The organism is Nitrospirota bacterium, assembly GCA_035516965.1.
Classification (GTDB): domain Bacteria; phylum Nitrospirota; class UBA9217; order UBA9217; family UBA9217; genus MHEA01.
In genome coordinates, this window is the sequence record DATIZR010000084.1 from 1 (window position 1) to 18707 (window position 18707).

The window sequence follows — 18707 nt, forward strand, 5'->3', positions numbered from 1 at the left end:
GACCATGAGTGACGTTCAGGCAATGCTCTTTTCCCGGTTCGGCAAAAAGATCCCGGGGAACACGGTGCTGTTCCAGGAGGGCGACCGCGGCGAGGAGATGTACATCATCCAGTCCGGGAAGGTGAAGATCAGCAAGCGCATCCGCGGCGTCGAGAAGACGCTCGCGACGCTCGAGAAGGGCGAGTTCTTCGGGGAGATGGCGATCCTGAACGACAAGCCCCGGTCGGCAACGGCCGAGACGCTGGAGCCCTGCGAAATGCTCGTGATCGACCGGAAGACCTTTGACGCGCTTATCCGCGGCAACGTGGAGATCGCCGTCCGGTTCATCAAGCGCCTGGCCGACCGCCTGCGCGAGGCCAACGAGCAGATGGAAGCCCTGATGATCAAGGACAACACCAGCAGGTTGGTAAGCCTTCTCGCCAAACAGGTGAAGGAGCAGAAAAAGAGCGGAGAATTCCTCATGACCGTCGAGGACCTTGCCGGCCTGGCCGGCATCGAGCACTCCCAGGTCAGGATGATCCTGGAGAAACTGGCAAGCGTAAGGATCGTGGAGCTTGCCGGAGATAAGGTGCGTATCACGAACCAGGACCAGGTGGACCGGCTTGTCCGCTATCTGGAGATGAGAGAGATCTTCGGGGAGATGGCGTAATAACAGGGAAACATCCTGGACTCGGATCGATAGTTCTTAATCGGGAGTCGCAATGAAATTGACGGGCGGCAAGCGGGCAGGCATCACGATAGCGCTGATCGTGGCGATCGCGCTCTCGGCCATGAACATAGGGAACTTCAGGTTCTTCGACGTGCTGGAGCAGAAGACGCTGGATATGCGCTTCCTGGTCCGCGGCCCGGTCAAGCCGGGGCCCGAAACCGTGATCGCGGCCATCGACGAAAAGAGCATCAACAAGCTCGGGCGCTTCCCGTGGCCGCGCTCGGTGTGGGGCAGGGTCGTGGACCGCCTCACGGAGGAGGGCGCGAAGGTGATCGTGTTCGACGTCTTCTTCACGGAGCCGGAGAACGTGGAGTCCGACGATCTCTTCCAGCGCGCCATCATGCGGAGCGGCAGGGTGATCCTGCCAATGGTGTTCGACTTTACGGAGGCGGGATACAAGGAATCGGGCTTCACGAACAGGAAGATCGATTTCATGACGCCCTCGGCCTATACCGTGCTCAAGAACACCCATGAGCCCTTCGAGCCCTTCAAGGCGAAAATGGTGCTCCCGACGCTGCTCCGGTTCTCCTCGGTCGCCAACTGTCTTGCGCACATCAACATGATCCCCGACGCCGACGGTACGCTCCGGTGGGAGGCACTGGCCATCGACTACCAGGGGGATTTCTATCCTCCCATCGGCCTGCAGGCGGCGTGGCTGTACCGCGGCCTGAAGAAGGAGGACCTGGCGCTCGACTACCGGCGTAAGGTCCGGCTGGGCGCCACGGCCATACCGACCGATGGATACGGCCGCATGCTGATCAATTACCGGGGTCCGAACGGCATGTTCCCGATGTACTCCGTGTCCGACATCCTTGACCGGAACCTGCCGGCGGGCACGTTCAGGGACAAGATCGTCCTGATCGGCGCCACGGCCATCGGCATCTACGACCTGCGCGTGACGCCCTTTTCCCCGAACATGGCGGGCATCGAGAAGCACGCGAGCGTGGTCGACAACATCCTGCGGGGAGACTTCATCGAGCACACCGAGGCCTCGGTCGTGTTCCTCATCTTCCTGTTCGCGATCCTGCTCGGGATATTCCTGCCGCGGCTCGGTGCCGGGGCGGGCGCCGTCCTGTTCCTGGCGCTGTTCTCCGGCTATATCGGCGCCGTGTACTACCTCTTCGTCGCCAGGGGGATCTGGTTCAACATGGTCTACCCCGCTTCCGCCCTGTTCTTCGGGTACACGAGCCAGACGGCCTACCGGTTCTTCACGGAAGAGCGGCGCGCCCGGGACATCCGGAAGATGTTCTCGAGTTACGTCTCGAAACGCATTGTCGACGAGCTGATCAAGGACCCGAACAAGGCCAAACTGGGCGGTGACCGCAAGGAGATCACGGTCCTCTTCTCGGACATCCGCGGCTTCACGTCGTTCTCCGAGAAGCATCAGCCCGAAGAGGTCGTCTCGCTGCTGAACGAGTACCTGGGCGCAATGACGGAGATCGTGTTCGAACATGAGGGGACCCTGGACAAGTTCGTGGGCGACGCGATCATGGCGCTCTGGGGGGCGCCGGTCGGCCAGCCGGACCATGCGGAGCGCGCGGTCAAATGCTCACTGGCCATGATCGAACGGTTGAAGCAGCTGCAGGCGAAATGGGTGGCCGAGGGCAGGTACGCCATCGACATCGGGATCGGGATCAACACCGGGGACATGGTCGTCGGGAACATGGGCGCTGAAGGAAAGAAGATGGACTATACCGTGATCGGAGACAACGTGAACCTCGGAGCGCGCCTGGAAGGCTTGACAAGACAGTATAATAATCATATCATCATATCCGAGTTCACCTACGAAAAGGTCAAGGGTATCGTCCGGGTGAACGAGCTGGGCTCCGTGACGGTAAAGGGCAAGCAGAAACCCGTGGTGATCTACGATCTGGTGGGACTGAAAGGATAAAGCTCCGGTTCGGATTTTGAAACGAGAAGTTGCCGCTGTGGGGAGGATGCATGAAGGTAAGAATTCTGGGCTGCTCCGGTTCCGAGGCGATCGGGCACATGCCCCCGGGTTTCCTCGTCAACGATGTCATGATGCTTGACGCGGGAACGATCACGGCGGCGCTGAGCATCGAGGCGCAGAGCAGGATCACGGACATCCTCATCAGCCACACGCACCTCGACCACGTAAAGTCGCTCCTGTTCCTGGCCGACAACATCGTCGGCCGGATCACGAAGCCCGTCAACATCCGTGCCATCCCCGCGGTGATCGACGCCATCAGGAAACATCTGATGAACAACATCATCTGGCCCGACTTCACGAAGATCCCGACCCCGAAGAACCCGGTGCTGGCCTACGCGCCGATGGAACTCGGCAGGACGGTGTCCGTGGCCGGGCTGAAGGTGAAAGCCATCCCGATGAACCATCCCGTCCCGGCCGTGGGTTTCATCGTCGGCGACGGCCGGTCCACGTTCGTCTACAGCGCCGATACCGGTCCGAACGAGGCGCTCTGGAAAGAAGCCAGCAAGGCGAAGAACCTGACGGGCATCATCGTGGACACATCCTTCCCGAACAGTCTCGGGATGATCGCGGACGCCAGCGGCCATTTCACGCCCGGGCAGCTCCATCAGGACCTGACGACTGCGAAGGTCGACCATAACGTCCCGATCTACGTCTACCATATCAAGCCGGCCCATCACCGGCGCGTGCTGAAGGAGCTGAACGGCCTGGGCCGGAAGAACGTGAAGATATTGCAGGAAGGAAAGACCTACAACTTTTAAATTCCAAATCTCAAGTGAGAGAACGATACAAAAGGTCCGGACTTTGCTGCATTTGCATCGCGGGACCCGTTCGTGATCGGGAACTTGAGATTTGATGCTTGTGGTGAAGGAGTATCATGGCTTGGTTCAGGAAAGAGCGGCCCGGGGGCGCAGTCCCCGAGGCTCCGGCGAAAAAGGTCAAGATCCCCGAGGGGCTCTGGGTCAAATGTGACAACTGCAAAGAGATCATCTACCGCAAAGAGGTTGAGAAGAACTTCAAGGTCTGCCCGAAGTGCGATTATCACTTCCGTATCACGGCGTCGGAGCGGCTCCCGTATCTCGTGGACGAGGGCAGCTTCGTCGAGGTGGAGGACGGCCTCTCGCCCCGGGACTTCCTCGGCTTCAAGGACTACAAGGACAAGCTGAAGAGCAGCCGCAAGAAGACAGGGCTGAAGGACGCCGTCATCTCGGGCGAGGCGAAGATCGGCGGCAGGCCGGCGTCCCTCGTGATCATGGACTTCAACTTCATGGGCGGCAGCATGGGCTCCGTGGTGGGTGAAAAGATCGCCCGGGCCGTGGAGCGCGCCATCGAGAAGAAGGTCCCCTTCGTGGCCGTTGCCTCCTCGGGCGGCGCCCGGATGCAGGAGGGGATCCTGTCGCTCATGCAGATGGCGAAGACGTCGGCGGCCGTCGCCCGTCTGGGCGAAGCGGGCCTGCCCTTCATTTCCGTCCTGACCGACCCCACGTTCGGGGGCGTCACGGCCAGCTTCGCAATGCTCGGCGATGTGATCGTGGCCGAGCCCAAATGCCTCATCGGGTTCGCGGGACCCCGCGTCATCGAGCAGACCATCAAGCAGCAGCTCCCGGCGGGTTTCCAGCGGGCCGAGTTCCTGCTGGAGCACGGGATGATCGACATGATCGTCCCCCGGAAGGAGATGCGCAACACGCTCGGCCGTATCCTCGATTTTTTCGGCGAAGAGAGCCATGGGTGATATTGCCAAGATACTGATCCTCTTTGGCACCCTGTTGATCGCGGTGGGAGTTGTCCTCCTCCTCGTCCCGAAGCTCCCCTTCCTGGGGAGGCTGCCCGGCGATATCATGATCAAACGCGGCAATACCACGTTCTACTTCCCGCTAGCCACGAGCATCCTGATCAGCATCCTCATCAGTTTCATCGTCTACCTCCTGTCCCGGTTCCGATAATTTCCGGCCGTGGCCCTCAACGGCGCCTTGACAGCGCCGCGCCGACCGAATATATTGTAAGTATCCTAACCCGGACAAGCCGGAATCAAAACCAGAAGCTAAAGGCGTCTCTTGCGGAGCACGCGGAGGACGCAGAGTTTAAAACCAAAACCCGAAAGTCTTTCATGGCGAATTATTTTTTGATTTTCTCTGCGAGCTCTGCGCCTCTACGAGAAATTATATTGCCGTCTTGTAATAAATTTGATTTGTTAGTTACTGAATCCGTTCCGATAACGCATCCCTTTCCATTCCGTAGAGGTGATCGATGGACAGAAGGCGATTTCTCAGACTGGCCGCATTGACCGGAGCCGGGCTCTCGGTCCCCGGCGGACTCGACCGCCTCGTGGAGGCGGCCGAGCAGGCAACGCGGCCTGACCTGGTCGTTGCCCGCGGGGCTTCGCCGGAGCAGCTCGTGCGGTCGTCCCTCGACGCTCTGGGCGGGATCGGGAAGTTCATTTCCCGGGGCGATGTCGTCGTGGTCAAGCCGAACATCGCGTGGGACCGGACGCCGGAGCAGGCCGGGAACACCAATCCCGAGGTCGTTGCCGCCATCGTCAAGCTTTGCTTCGACGCGGGCGCGAAGAAGGTGAAGGTCTTCGATAGGCCGGTCAACGATCCGCGGCGCTGCTATGTCCAGAGCGGCATTGCGACCGCGGTCAGGGCTCTGGGTGCGGAAGCGGATTACATGGATGACCGGAAATTCAAGGACATGGCGATCAACGGCGAGGCGCTCAAGTCCTGGCCGCTCTACACCGATGTATTCGAGGCCGACAAGGTGATCAATGTGCCGATCGCCAAGCACCACGGCCTCGCCAAGCTCACACTGTCCATGAAGAACTGGATGGGTGTCATGGGAGGCTCCCGTCGCCAGATCCACCAGCGGCTCGACGAGAGCCTGGCCGATCTCTCCCGGACAATAAAGCCAACGCTCACGATCCTCGATGCGGTGCGCATCCTGACCGCGAACGGGCCCCAGGGCGGGAGCCTTGCGGACGTGAAGAAGCTCGACACGATCGTCGTCGGGTCCGATCCCGTTGCCATCGACTCTTTTGGCGCAACGCTTTTCGGCATGAAGGGGAGCGACCTCGGGTACGTGACGCTGGGACACAAACAGGGACTGGGACAGATGGACCTGAACAGGCTGCACATCAGGAAGATCGCCGTGTAACAGGCCAAGGCCGCAGGAAACGAGTCAACTGTCCCCGGCCAAAAGATGTTTCCATGAAGAGAACCGAAGCAGATACCCGGGTCCTGCGGACGCCGGATGAACGTTTCACGGACCTCCCCGGGTACGCTTTTCAGCCGCATTACGCGGAGATCAACGGGCTGCGGGTGCACTATCTGGACGAAGGGACGGGGAGCACGATCCTCTGTCTCCACGGCGTGCTCGAGTGGTCCTACTCCTACCGGAAGATGATCCCCGTCCTCGCCCGACAGCACCGCGTGATCGCCATGGACTTTGTCGGATTCGGGCGCTCCGATAAATATGCCGATCGAAAGCAGCATACCTTCGAAGGGCATTACGAAATTCTCTCGGCATTCATCGATTCCCTCGGTCTTGAAAAGATCACGCTCGTCGGCAGCGACTGGGGAGCGGTCGTCGGGCTCCGGGCGGCAACGGAACGGCCGCAGCTGTTCGAACGCCTCGTCATCATGAATACGACGCTGCCGACAGGCGATGTGCCGCTCAATTTCACGTTCATGCTCTGGAGGCAGTTCGTGGACCTGGCGCCAGACCTGCCCATCGGCCGGGTGATCAGCATGGGAGTGGCGCACGGGTACCGGATCACGAAGCGGGAGATCGAGGCTTACGAAGCGCCCTTTCCGGATTCCTCGTACAAAGCCGGGGCTGTTGAACTGCCGCTGTCCCTTCCTACGAACTTCGATGATCCGGGCGCAGCGGAAATACGCAGGACCCGGGAGGGACTTTCCCGCTGGCAAAAGCCGGCCTTCGTGCTGTTCTCCGATGAGGACCCGATGTTCTCGAAGGAATACCGCTCCTTCCGCACGCTCATCCCGACGGCGAAAGACCAGCCCGAGACGATCATCCAGGGTGCCGGGCATTTTCTGCAGGAGGAAAAAGGCGAGGAGATCGCCCGGCATATCCTGAAGTTTATCGAGAGGACGCCGGGGGATTCCGCGTCGCGTGATTGACCAGGGCGCACATCGCCGGAGATGTCCTCCTTAAGAAATACAGAAGAAGGCGATGTGCTCTTTCGTCCAGGGGAACGCTCTTTTTCAGCCATGACTGCTGACGAAGCAATGCAATCCCGCTTCCCGCGCACGGGATAAACCCTGTGGTGTCACGTGCAAACTCAAGAAGGAGATCGCTTCCCCGGCTGATCAGTCTTCAGTAGACACGGGAGATGTTGTTATGCGTAATCTGACCGTTCAAAATATCCGACGGATTTCGCAGGGACTCTTCCTGCTTCTCTTCCTTTTCCTGTTCATCCAGACCGAGTCCCGGGGCAATGACGATCTGGGCTACCCGGTCCGGTTCTTCCTCGATTTCGACCCGCTCATCCTCGTGACCACGCTCCTGTCCGCGCATGCGGCTGCCCGGGCCTTCACCCTCGCCTTGGTCACGGTCGCCGTCACCGTCCTGTTCGGAAGGGTGTTCTGCGGTTGGGCCTGCCCGCTCGGCACGCTGAATAACCTTGTCGGGTCAATCCGCCGGAAGCGTCCGGCGGGCCTGTACGCCCACTGGTACCGCGCCAAATATTACCTCCTGATCGCCATCTTCGCGTCAGCCCTGTTCACGCTCCAGCCGGTCGGCATCCTGGACCCGCTCTCGCTCACGGTCCGGTCATTTTCGGTGAGCCTTTCGCCGTTGTTCAATTACAGCGTCCGGTCCCTGTTCGACGAGGTCTACAGCGCAAACCCGCTCGGTATCGCGGCAATAACGGAGCCGGTCTACGGCGTTCTCAAGAGGACGGTACTCAGCTTCGAGCAGTCTGTGTACCGGCAGAGCGTCCTCATCGGCGTACTGTTCTTCATTGTCCTCGCGTTGAACCTGGTCGAAAAGCGTTTCTGGTGCAAATACCTCTGTCCCCTCGGCGCCTTCCTCGGCCTCCTGTCGCGATTCTCGCTGCTCAGGCGGTCAGTGAGCGAAGGCTGCACGTCCTGCGGCGCCTGCGCCACGGTGTGTCAGGGGAACGCGTCGCCGGAGGCGAAGGAGCGCTGGCGCGACACCGAGTGCCTGGCCTGCTGGAACTGCGACGACATCTGCCCCCAGAACGCGGTGAGCTTCGGTTTCGGGCTGAAACGGGCGTCGGCGGGCGTCGACCTCGGCAGGAGGCGGGTCATCGCATCGGCTCTTTCCGGCATCGTCGCCGTGCCGCTGCTCCGCTCCGTACCGCTTGCGAAGTCAGGAGCCCAGGACCCGGTGCTCCTCCGTCCGCCCGGTTCGCTCGAGGAACGGGAGTTCCTGAAGCGCTGCGTCAAGTGCGGGGAGTGCATGAAGGTCTGCATCACGAACGGGCTCCAGCCAACGCTGTTCGAAGCCGGCGTTGAAGGCATCTGGTCGCCCATGCTCGTGCCCCGGATCGGGTACTGCGAATACCGCTGCACGCTCTGCGGTCAGGTCTGCCCGACCGGCGCGATCAAGCGCCTCCACCTCGAGGAGAAGGCAAAGGTAAGGATCGGGCTCGCGATGATCGACAAGGGCAGGTGCCTCCCCTGGGCGCACGCCAGGCCGTGCATCGTCTGCGAGGAGGTCTGCCCGACCTCGAAAAAGGCGATCTGGTTCGAGGAAGCTCGGGTCCGCGACCGGAAGGGGAAGACCATCAGCGTCAAACAGCCAAGGGTGGACCTTGAACTCTGCATCGGCTGCGGCATCTGCGAGGCCAAATGCCCGGTGCTCGGGAGGCCCGCGATCTCCGTATCGAGCGTGGGCGAGAGCAGGTCAAGGGAGAACCAGCTGCTGTTGTGAGGGATTCCCGCTGCGGGGGATCTCGGGGATTATCGGGGATACGACGAGGTGTCATGAAAGGGCATACCAGAGTACAGCGACAACCACTCGAGAACGCGCTGGTCGTGGAAGGCGGCGCCATGCGCGGCATTTTTACCGCCGGCGTGCTGGATGTCTTTCTGGAGCGGCGGTTCAACCCCTTCGCGCTGTACATCGGCGTTTCCGCGGGCGCCTCGAATATCGCCGCCTATCTCGCGGAAATGCGGGGGCGCAGCCGCAGGATCTATACCGAGCTTTCCGGCAGGCCGGAGTTCATCAGCGTGTCGCGGTTCCTGCGGGGCGGCCATATGATGGACCTGGACTGGATGTGGGACATTACGATCTCCCTGATGCGGCTCGACCTTGCCGCGATCTATGCCAAGGGCAGACCCTTCCTGGTCGGACTGACCGACGTGGCAAGCGGCACGCCGATCTACCACGAAACATCCGCCGGGAACCTCGAACATCTGCTCAAGGCGTCGAGCGCGCTTCCGGTCTTTTACCGGGATTTCCCCGTGGTGGACGGCCGTCGTGTCACGGACGGCGGCGTGTCCGATCCGATCCCCGTTGCCGAGGCGATCCGCCGCGGCGCCCGGCGCATCATGGTTATCCGCTCGCGGCCCCGGGGGTTTCGCCGCAGACGGGACCTGTCCTCCTATTTCGTGAGCTGGTTCCTGCAGCGCCATTCCGGCCTGCGGGCGACCATTCTGAATCAGAACCGGATCTACAACGAGGCCGTCTCGATCATCCACGATCCGCCTGCCGGGGTCTCCATTGTCGAGGTCTGCCCGCCCCCCGGCTTCCGGCTCGGGAGGTTCAGCACCGCCCCGGCTGAACTCGAGGAGGGGTATGCGCAGGGCCGCGCACAGGCGGAGGGTGCAATCGCGCGGTGGGGGCGTCCATGAACGCGCGAAGCGGGCGGGCCAAGTCGTCCACGAAGAAGATCTACGTCATTTCCGATGCCACGGGGCAGAGCGGGCTGCACATCATGCGGGCCGCGCTCGTGCAGTTCAAGCATGCAAAGGCGAAGGTCGCCGTTTTTCACGACATCAACACGAGGAGCGCCCTCAAGAAGGTCCTTGACCGGGCCAGGGCGAAGGGAGCGCTCATCGCCTTCACCTTTGTCCGGAAGGACATGCGGGACTCCGCCTACGAATACTGCCTGAAGAACCACATCATCCACCTCGATATCCTCGGGCCGCTCATCACCAATCTCTCCTCCTATCTGGGTCGTGAACCGCTGGAGACGCCGAGCCTCCTCAGAAAGGTCGATGAAAAATATTTCAAACGGATCGACGCGATCGAATTCACGCTGGGACACGACGACGGCAGGGGAGCCGAGCGTCTCAAGGATGCCGACATCGTGGTCGTCGGCCTATCCCGGACGTCGAAGACGCCGACCTCGTTCTATCTCGCCCAGGAGGGGTACAAGGTCGCCAACGTTCCCATCGTACCAGGCATCCCCCTGCCGGAGGAGCTGTTCGAGATCGACCAGCGAAAGATCGCCTGTCTGAACATAGACCCCGAAGTCCTCCAGAAGGTGAGGAGCATCCGCCGGAAGCATTCGGGCCTCAGCGCGAGCTACAGCGATCTCAGGAAGATCAACGCCGAGGTCGAGTATGTCTGGGACCTGATCAGGAAGAACAGGAACTGGACGGTCGTTGACACTACCAATAAGTCCGTTGAAGAGACGGCATGGGAGATCATCCACCATGTGATCGGCGACGAACAGGAGCAATAGGGCTGCCCCGGGACCGCTGAGAACGGAGCTCTCAGGGCCGGCTTGGGCGCCGGGAGATGCAATTTCCCTTGACGGGAAGGGCCGGACGGTTTAGTATTGCCAGGAACAGGGCATCCAAATCGACACATCGCCACGAAGGGCAGGACGACGACCCGGCCGCATCCCTCATCAACCATGAACAGACCTGAGATCGATCCACGAACGCTCTGCCTCATACTCGTTCTTGCCGCTGCGCTGCTCACCGGCATCGGCGCTGCGCCGGCATCGGCGCTGACCCAAAATACCATACCCGCCAAGGCCGCCGTGGTCATGGACTCCACCGGCTCTGTTCTCTACGCGAAATATCCGAACGCAAAGCTCGCTCCCGCAAGCACCGTGAAGCTCGTCACCGCCATGGTGGCCCTGGACAACCTGGATCCCGCGAAAAAGGTGACGATCAGCCCGAATGCGGCCAGGGTCCGGTCCATCGAGCCGAGGCTTCTTCCCTATGAGGAGATGACGGTGTCCGATCTTCTGCATCTCGCGCTCATGAAATCGATCAATGCGGCTGCCGTGGCCCTTGCCGAGGAAACCGCAGGGTCCGAGCGCGAGTTTGCGGCTCTGATGAACCTCAAGGCGAAGGAGATCGGGGCGAAGGACACGCTGTTCGCGAACGCATCGGGGCTCCCGAAGGGGACGCAGTACTCGACGGCCGCCGACCTCGTCCTCATTATGAGGGCCGCTCTTGCCTATCCCCAGATCCGGGAGATCCTGGGCAAGCGCGCGTGGCTCATCAGGACCACGGAGGGAAGGGAAATCTTCCTGGAGAGCTCGAACGACCTCCTCTATCAGAGTAACAATATCATCGGCGGCAAAACGGGCTATACGGGCAACGCCCGGCACTGCTTCGTCTGCGCGATCAGCACGGACAAGGGCCCCTTTTATGCGGCCGTGCTCGGAGCTCGGTCGAGGAGCAGCCTGTGGAGGAGCACCCTCATGCTGGCCGAGATCGGCGCCAATCCCGAACTGGCGCTGACCATGGCAAAACCGCGAGTCCGGAGGGTTTCTCATAAGGCTAAGGCGTTGATGCCGGAGCCAACCCTGGTCTCATCCCATTAAGAGCGATCCCGGAACAGCAGAGACATCATTTCGTCACTATAACCCGTCATTCCCGGGTGGTTGTCGCGGGGATGACCAGGAGTATAACAAACCCGAACACCATTTCAATCGTGATAGGACTTCTTAAATCCTCAAGCGACCCCTGCTCACCTTTTACAGCGGTTTCCGAACTACCTCATGCATCTCATTGCTGCGCCGGTTGCCCGTTTCAGAAGGTGATCCGGATTTTGTGGCAAGGATATCGCCAAAAGGTGGTAAAATGTCCCGTCGAACAAGGCGCGGAAAGTCACGGATATGCTAAAAGACAACGAACTGACCTCTAAATTACTTACTGCCGTGAGCGTGCTCGGCGCGCTCTTTGTCCTGACGGAAACGATCCTGCAGGCTTTCGGGAAGAGCATATGCGTTGCCGACGGATGCCGGCTTGTCGCCAGCCAGACTCGCTTCGGGGACATCTCCATTCTGCTTGCAGGCCTCGCCCTCTTCTCCGTGCTGGCGGTCCTCTCGGCGCTCAGCCTGAGAGAGGGCGCAACCGCGCCCGGGAAGTACCTCAATTTTCTCCTCGTCGTGTCGCTTGCCTGCGAAGGTTTTTTCACGGGATATCAGGCGTTCCGGCTCCACGCTGCCTGCGTGTTCTGCCTGGTCGTGTTCGGATTCCTCGTTCTCTTGAGCGTGGTCAGGCTCCTCCAGGGCGAGAAGTCCGTCCTCGCGGGTTTCGCTTCGCTCCTCGCTGTCTTTAGCCTCTTCTATCTGATCCTCCCGGCGGAAGGCACCGTCATCCCGAGCCAGAAACAGCTCGTGTTGTTTTACGGCAAGGACTGCAAGTACTGCACGGAGGTCATAAAGGTGCTCGACGAAAAGCAGATATCCGTCGACCACGTGCTGGTGAATGAATATTCGGGTTTCCTCAAGGGGATGGGCATCGAGCATGTTCCCACGCTGTACGTGAACAAGAACAGCGAAAAGATCTTTCTGACCGGCAGGGAATCGATCCTCACCTATCTCAACTGCAAGCCGGAGGTGCCGGCGAAAACACCGGCTGTAAAGGAGAAGCCCCTGCCGAAGAAGCAAAACAGGGCCGGGAGCGCGGGCAGCACCGTCGGAGTCGCCGACCTGACCGGCGGGGCAGGCGAGTCATTCCAGATGGTCCTTCCGTCCGCGGAAGAGGGGATCTGCAAGTCAGATGAGGCATGCAAGTGACCCGGCTTCTTCTGGCCCTGCCAATGCCGTTCGTTGGATAGCTCTCCTGAGCGCCGGCCCGTGAATTTTGTCCGAATGGTCTCATCCCCGTTATGACGCGAAAAGCGGCTCTGCGGTCATTCCTGCTGGTCAACAAGTGACGGGTCCGGACTTCGACCCACACCTCAGTACGCACTCCTGTCAGCCGCGGCTGTTTATTTTGCTATACTTGAATCCAGGCTAACCGCTCTTACCCTGTTCGGGTCAGTACATCACTTCTCATGGGATGGAACCTCTGAACCATGACCACGAGCCCTCTTGCCGGAAAGCCGGCGCCGCCTTCGATCCTTGTCAATGTTCCGAAGCTTGTCTCGGCGTATTACTCAGGCGTGCCTGATCCGGTGCAGCCTGAGCAGCGCGTCGCCTTCGGCACGTCGGGCCATCGCGGCTCCTCCCTGGACAGGACCTTCAACGAATGGCACATTCTCGCCATCACCCAAGCCATCTGCCTCTACCGCTCCCAGCAGGGGATCGACGGCCCGCTCTTCCTTGGGGCCGACACGCATGCGCTCTCGGCCCCCGCGGTTGCCAGCGCCCTCGAGGTGCTCGCTGCGAACGGCATCGAGGTCATGATCTCGCTCAAAGACGAATACACGCCGACGCCTGCCGTATCCCATGCGATCCTTACGCACAACCGCGGACGGGCAAGGGGTCTGGCAGACGGCGTCGTGGTGACCCCCTCCCACAACCCTCCCGGAGATGGCGGCTTCAAGTACAATCCGCCCAGCGGCGGCCCCGCGGATACTGCCGTCACAAGCTGGATCGAGGCGAAGGCGAACGAGTTCATCAGGAACGGACTCGCCGGTGTGAGGCGGGTGACCTTCGAAAAGGCCCTCCGTGCCCCGACCACCCGCCGGTATGATTTCCTGAGTTCTTATGTGGAGGACCTCGGGAACGTGATCGATATTGACGCCATCAGCAAGGCGACGATCAGCCTCGGCGTGGACCCGCTCGGCGGCGCATCGGTCCACTACTGGCGCAGGATCGGCGAGCTCTACCGCCTGAATCTCACGGTCGTGAACGAAGAGATCGATCCGACCTTCAAGTTCATGACCGTGGACTGGGACGGCAAGATCCGCATGGACCCGTCGTCGCCGTACGCGATGCAGCGCTTGATCGGGCTCAAGGACCAGTTCGACATTGCCTTTGCCTGCGATACCGACGCTGACAGGCACGGCGTGGTCACCCGGAGCGCGGGGCTGCTCCAGCCGAACCATTACCTTGCGGTCGTGGTCCGATATCTTTTCCAGAACCGTCCGCAGTGGCGGCCGGACGCGGCAGTAGGGAAGACAGTGGTGAGCAGCGGCATGATCGACCGCGTGGCAAGGAAACTCGGCCGGAAGCTCTACGAGGTGCCGGTCGGGTTCAAGTGGTTCGTCGACGGGCTGCTCGACGGGTCGCTCGGTTTCGGCGGCGAAGAGAGCGCGGGGGCCTCGTTCCTGCGAAAGGACGGTACGGCCTGGTCGACGGACAAGGACGGCATCATCCCGACGCTCCTGTCGGCAGAGATCACGGCGAGGACGGGCAGGGACCCTGCCGGGCATTACCAGGAACTGACGCGCGAATTCGGCGATCCCGCCTATGCGAGGATCGACGCGCCTGCAACGCCGGCTCAGAAGGAAGCGCTCAAGAAACTTTCTCCGGACCAGGTCCGGACCGCTTCTCTTGCCGGGGAGAAGATACAGTCCATTCTCACGAAAGCCCCCGGCAATGGCGCCCCCATCGGCGGACTGAAGGTCATCGCTGAGAACTGCTGGTTTGCGGCCCGGCCCTCGGGGACCGAGAATATTTACAAGATCTACGCGGAAAGCTTCCTGGGAGAGAAGCATCTGGAGCGCATCCTGGAAGAGGCCCGGGAGATCGTGAGCGCTTCGTTTTCGACTAATGGGCAGCTGAAGGCGGGGTAAACGCGCACAAGAGGTTCGGCCGCACTCATACAGCCGCCCCCGTTTCGTGAAAAGCAGGGGCAGGAATCTCAGCACGCTGCTTGGCCGTTTCACGTCGCTCGACTCAGCCCGGCGTCCCGCATGTCATTTCTCGATTAATGCAGTCCTCGATTCATTTTTCAGTCTGATCCCTTTCTTCCCGTCCTGACAACAAATGGAGAAAAGAATAGACTTCCTCCGTACTTGTTGAGGTCGTCATTGTTGTAACACTGTCAGTTTGAACCCGTATTTTGCAGTCAGAATCTACCCATCTCCTGCCCATAGGGCGCTATTGATCTTATTCTGCGCAAAGCCACCTCTCCATCGCGGGCATTGACACCTCTGCATTCATTTGTTACCTTGTATTGTAGCAGAAGGCGTCAGACCGACCGAGGGTGCAAAAGAATTATGGCTATGCCGTCCCGGAATTTCAGATCAATGCGGAAGGTGCTGTTCATAGTTGGCGCCGTCATCGCCACGGTGTTTGTTGTTGATTTGGCCCTCTTACCCGCAGGCTTGGCTCCGGCGGGGGTGCATGCCGGTTTGTTCCCGGTTCGGACAATGGACGCGCCCGCGCTGCCTGAAACCCATCCATACAGCGATGCACTCCTCGCGAAGGGGAAATTCCTTGTTGCAAGCCACACCATCGCCGACCCCCGGTTCCAGGAGACTGTCGTCCTGCTCATCGCTTACGATGCCACAGGCGCTACCGGTCTCATCATCAACCGACCCACGAAGGTGCCCCTCGCCGAGATGCTCTTGTCCATGCCGGGCTTGAAGAAGCGGTCCGACTCCGTTTATTACGGCGGGCCCGTCGAGGGTCAGCGAATGCTTATGCTTATCCGTTCCGATGTAAAGCTGGAAGAGTCAGACAACGTGTTCTTGAACGTGTACGTCAGCATGAGCAGGAACACGCTCGAGCGTATGATAGGCGCTCACAAGACACAAAAGCAGCTCCGGGTGTATAGCGGATACGCCGGGTGGTTTCCAGGGCAGCTCAACAGGGAGGTATCGCGAGGAGACTGGCATATCGTCAACGCCGATGCAGACTCTATCTTCGAAAAGAAGTCGTCAGGAATATGGCGCGAGCTCATTCTTCGAAGCTCTTCCATCGAGGTATGGGAACACGACAAAGATAAAAGACCATGTTCTTAGAGTGTTACGAAGAACGCAACAACAGAAAGGAGAACGACTTAGCAACGGAACAGGAAATGCCGGCTGATGGGCCATACCATTTCACATATCATTCTGTATCGCAGTTTTTGCCCGTTCATAGATGACGGACGAAGTGGTCTCGATTTGATGGTGCCACCCCTCCAGGCAACGGTGCATGTTGAAAAAAATACCACGGGTTGCGATAACGTCTCGCATGCCCGTGGCAGCCTGAAAGCTCCGCTCCTACGGATCTACGAGCGTTTCGAGATGCTGATTGCCATTGTTTAACATATTTCCGTTCTGTTCGTATTTTTTTGGATCATTGTCGGCTGTTACAGTGACCACGAGCAGTAACAGAAGAAACAGGGCGAAACCCGCTTTTGTATACCACTTCTGGAAGCTTTCCCCCATGATTTGAACCCTCCTTTCTTGCGTATTTACACAGTTCAATAGGTGTTTTGTGTCTGTTAAGCGATACCAGATCTGTAAGCGTTGAATAATCGGTCGCTGCTTCTGTTGACTTGATCTCCTACTCTTTTTTGGAATAGGCCTGGCGGCAAGAAGGGCTTCCCGTCGGCACTATTCGTTCACGAGCACAAATTCATTCCGAAAAATGAGCTTTACTTAAAGTAATGTTACTAATTGTAGCAATATAACTTAAGGCTTATGACACTACTATACCATTAATAATAGTAATTGCAATAAAAAAATGTATTAATTTCACTGATGAGCTATATTTTTCTTTCAGGCATATTTTATATTATTATTTAATTAGTTAACAACGTGATCGGTAAATTGGGGAGGTTCCAAGAAACTGTTTGACGGGGTTATTTCCTGGATCAGATAGTTTACGAGGCAGACGGACCATGCATTCGTTGCTGCGCGCTGTGGCTTGTTCTTTCGTTAAAGCTGTAAAAACACCTTCCATTGCCCTGTTTAATCAACCCTAACCTCTCAAAAGCCGGGCATTCTCCTCTTCGGTGGGCCTGAAAGACTTCGAACTGCCATTTCACTTCATCAGGTTATGTAGGGTCATGTGAATTGTCTATTTTGACCGGTATTACGCAATAATTTCAATTTTCAGAAATTGCGACTTTGTAGGTGTATCAAACGACCTTAACCCGGTTGGGCTGGAAGGCTCTCCTGAAAGTCAGCTTCGCATCGATTCCGCCAGCGCCATGTTCATGATCCGTCCCTGATACGTGTTCAGGGCGCTCCTGATGATTGAATCGGTCTCGACCGCATCGTCGACACCTCTCTCGGCGAGGATCTTTATGTAGGGGAGCGTCGCGTTCGTGAGTGCCAGCGTCGAGGTCCGTGGATAGGCGCCGGGCATGTTCGCGACACAGTAGTGCACGATGCCGTCGACGACAAACACCGGATCGTCATGCGTGGTCGGCCTCGAGGTCTCGACGCAGCCTCCCTGGTCCACGGACACGTCGACGATCACCGATCCTTTCTTCATGGTCCCCAGCATGTTCTTCGTGATCAGGGTCGGGGTTCTTGCCCCCGGCACCAGAACGGCCCCGACAATCATGTCGGCATCGGCGAGTTCCTCCTCCAGGGCATGCGCGGTCAACGGCAGGGTGCGCACGCGTCCCTTGAACAGTTCATCGATCCGCTGCAGGCCGGTCGTGTCCTTGTTGATCACGACCGTGTCCATGCCGAGCCCCATGCCCACGCGGGCGGCGTTCGTGCCGACCGTGCCGGCCCCGAGAACGACGATCTTGCCGGGCCGAACACCACTCACGCCCGTGGGCAGCACACCCGACCCGCCCTTGAACTTCTGGAGATAGAACGCGGCCATGAGCGGCGCCATCCTGCCCGCAATCTCGCTCATGGGCGCGAGGAGCGGGAGCCTGCCGTCCCGCAGGAGCGTCTCATAGGCAAGGCCGGTTATATTCTTTTCAAGCAGCACCCTGGTCAACTCCGGGTTCGGCGCGAGATGGAGGTAGGTGAAGAGCGCCACTCCCTCCCTGAGCAGCGCATACTCTCTGCTGACCGGCTCCTTGACCTTTACGACCAAGTCCGCGCGCTCAAACACGCCCTCTCTCGGAATTATCTCGGCCCCGGCCTTCGCGTATTCTTCATCGGAAAAACCGCTTCCCATTCCCGCGTTCGTTTCCACCCGCACCGTATGACTGTCTCTCACCAGCTCACGGGCTCCGACGGGCGTCATACCGACGCGGAACTCCTCCGGCTTGACCTCTCTGGGCACGCCGATGATCATGATACCTCCTTCTCCCGCGGCTGAACGTATGAACAGGCCTTCTCTCGTAAATGGTAGCATCTCTACGGCTTACTTGCAACGAAGTGCCCCTATTCACCTATTGACTAATAAGACAGTTTTGGGTAGTATGGGCCGCGAAAAATTCCATTTTGCTCCAGGAGGGTTTTCATGGCGGACGACAAGAAAGAACCATGGCTCAGCTATCTCGCTCTCACGACGGTGGTCTTTGCCGTGTGCGCAACGCTCTCGACGCTCAAGGGCGGCGGATACGGGTCGAAGGCCGTATTGTCCCAGGCACAGGCCTCGGACCAGTGGTCCTATTACCAGGCAAAGAGCATCAAGGGCTATCTGTATGAGCTGCAGAGGGACAAGCTGGCGCTGGAGCTCAAGGCGGGCATCCGCGGCGCGGCCGGCGAGTACAGGAACAAGATCGAGTTCTACGGGTCGGAGATCGATCGGTACAAGAGTGATAAGGAGGAGATCAAGAAGAAGGCCGAGGACCTCGAGAAGCAGCGGAACGATGCCCAGAAGCATTCCGGAGCCTTCGGACTGGCTGCCATGTTCCTCCAGATCGCCATTCTGCTCTCCTCCATCGCTGCCCTCATGAAGCAGAAATACTTCTGGTTCCTTGGCCTAGCAGCGGGCAGCCTTGGGCTGGTCTATTTCTTCAACGGTTTCTTCCTGTTCATGCCGTAAAGCTTTCGTGACACAGGCAGGGCGATCCAAGGCAG

At 59.3% G+C, this 18707-nt stretch carries 17 protein-coding genes; 15 read left to right on the forward strand and 2 right to left on the reverse strand.

Annotated elements, in window-relative coordinates; genetic code table 11:
- From VL197_12565 to VL197_12630, 14 genes are all read left to right on the forward strand, one after another.
- The coding region (locus tag VL197_12565; GenBank protein ID HUJ18812.1) for a Crp/Fnr family transcriptional regulator at window positions 1–649 on the forward strand (649 nt) is incomplete at its 5' end.
- A 52-nt stretch (window positions 650–701) separates the two neighbouring features.
- Complete coding sequence (locus VL197_12570; GenBank protein HUJ18813.1) at window positions 702–2600, forward strand: adenylate/guanylate cyclase domain-containing protein; 1899 nt, start codon at window positions 702–704, stop codon at window positions 2598–2600.
- 50 nt (window positions 2601–2650) lie between these two features.
- Window positions 2651–3418, forward strand: a complete 768-nt coding sequence (locus tag VL197_12575; protein HUJ18814.1) for a 3',5'-cyclic-nucleotide phosphodiesterase — start codon at window positions 2651–2653, stop codon at window positions 3416–3418.
- Window positions 3419–3534: 116 nt separating this feature from the next.
- Complete coding sequence (accD, locus tag VL197_12580; protein ID HUJ18815.1) at window positions 3535–4389, forward strand: acetyl-CoA carboxylase, carboxyltransferase subunit beta; 855 nt, start codon at window positions 3535–3537, stop codon at window positions 4387–4389.
- Window positions 4382–4600, forward strand: coding sequence for a DUF2905 domain-containing protein (locus tag VL197_12585; GenBank protein ID HUJ18816.1), 219 nt, complete (start codon window positions 4382–4384; stop codon window positions 4598–4600). The genes accD and VL197_12585 overlap by 8 nt, the downstream gene beginning before the upstream one ends.
- 304 nt (window positions 4601–4904) lie before the next feature.
- Complete coding sequence (locus VL197_12590; GenBank protein ID HUJ18817.1) at window positions 4905–5807, forward strand: DUF362 domain-containing protein; 903 nt, start codon at window positions 4905–4907, stop codon at window positions 5805–5807.
- Window positions 5808–5860: 53 nt separating this feature from the next.
- On the forward strand, window positions 5861–6793 hold the full coding sequence (locus VL197_12595) for a haloalkane dehalogenase (protein HUJ18818.1): 933 nt from the start codon (window positions 5861–5863) through the stop codon (window positions 6791–6793).
- 220 nt (window positions 6794–7013) lie between these two features.
- Window positions 7014–8570: a 4Fe-4S binding protein gene (locus tag VL197_12600; protein ID HUJ18819.1), complete on the forward strand. Its 1557-nt coding sequence runs from the start codon at window positions 7014–7016 to the stop codon at window positions 8568–8570.
- A gap of 53 nt (window positions 8571–8623) precedes the next feature.
- Entirely contained in the window at window positions 8624–9493 is an 870-nt protein-coding gene (locus VL197_12605) for a patatin family protein (protein HUJ18820.1), read from the forward strand.
- Window positions 9490–10329, forward strand: a complete 840-nt coding sequence (locus VL197_12610; protein HUJ18821.1) for a pyruvate, water dikinase regulatory protein — start codon at window positions 9490–9492, stop codon at window positions 10327–10329. Before VL197_12605 ends, VL197_12610 begins: the two co-directional genes overlap by 4 nt.
- Window positions 10330–10503: 174 nt before the next feature.
- Window positions 10504–11427 (forward strand): serine hydrolase, encoded by a 924-nt coding sequence (locus VL197_12615; GenBank protein ID HUJ18822.1) that lies wholly within the window; start codon window positions 10504–10506, stop codon window positions 11425–11427.
- A gap of 294 nt (window positions 11428–11721) precedes the next feature.
- Window positions 11722–12627: a hypothetical protein gene (locus VL197_12620; GenBank protein ID HUJ18823.1), complete on the forward strand. Its 906-nt coding sequence runs from the start codon at window positions 11722–11724 to the stop codon at window positions 12625–12627.
- 281 nt (window positions 12628–12908) lie between these two features.
- Complete coding sequence (gene pgm, locus VL197_12625; GenBank protein HUJ18824.1) at window positions 12909–14573, forward strand: phosphoglucomutase (alpha-D-glucose-1,6-bisphosphate-dependent); 1665 nt, start codon at window positions 12909–12911, stop codon at window positions 14571–14573.
- 456 nt (window positions 14574–15029) lie between these two features.
- Entirely contained in the window at window positions 15030–15746 is a 717-nt protein-coding gene (locus tag VL197_12630) for a YqgE/AlgH family protein (GenBank protein HUJ18825.1), read from the forward strand.
- A 243-nt stretch (window positions 15747–15989) separates the two neighbouring features.
- Here the strand turns inward: VL197_12630 and VL197_12635 are convergent, their stop codons facing one another.
- Both VL197_12635 and ald read right to left on the reverse strand, forming a co-directional pair.
- Window positions 15990–16157 carry a hypothetical protein gene (locus tag VL197_12635; GenBank protein ID HUJ18826.1) on the reverse strand — a complete coding sequence of 56 codons (168 nt, stop codon included), beginning with the start codon at window positions 16155–16157 and terminating at the stop codon, window positions 15990–15992.
- A 739-nt stretch (window positions 16158–16896) separates the two neighbouring features.
- On the reverse strand, window positions 16897–17976 hold the full coding sequence (ald, locus tag VL197_12640) for an alanine dehydrogenase (protein HUJ18827.1): 1080 nt from the start codon (window positions 17974–17976) through the stop codon (window positions 16897–16899).
- 168 nt (window positions 17977–18144) lie between these two features.
- Here ald and VL197_12645 point away from each other — a divergent pair, with 168 nt between their 5' ends.
- Window positions 18145–18672: a DUF4337 domain-containing protein gene (locus tag VL197_12645; protein HUJ18828.1), complete on the forward strand. Its 528-nt coding sequence runs from the start codon at window positions 18145–18147 to the stop codon at window positions 18670–18672.
- Window positions 18673–18707 lie beyond the last annotated feature (35 nt).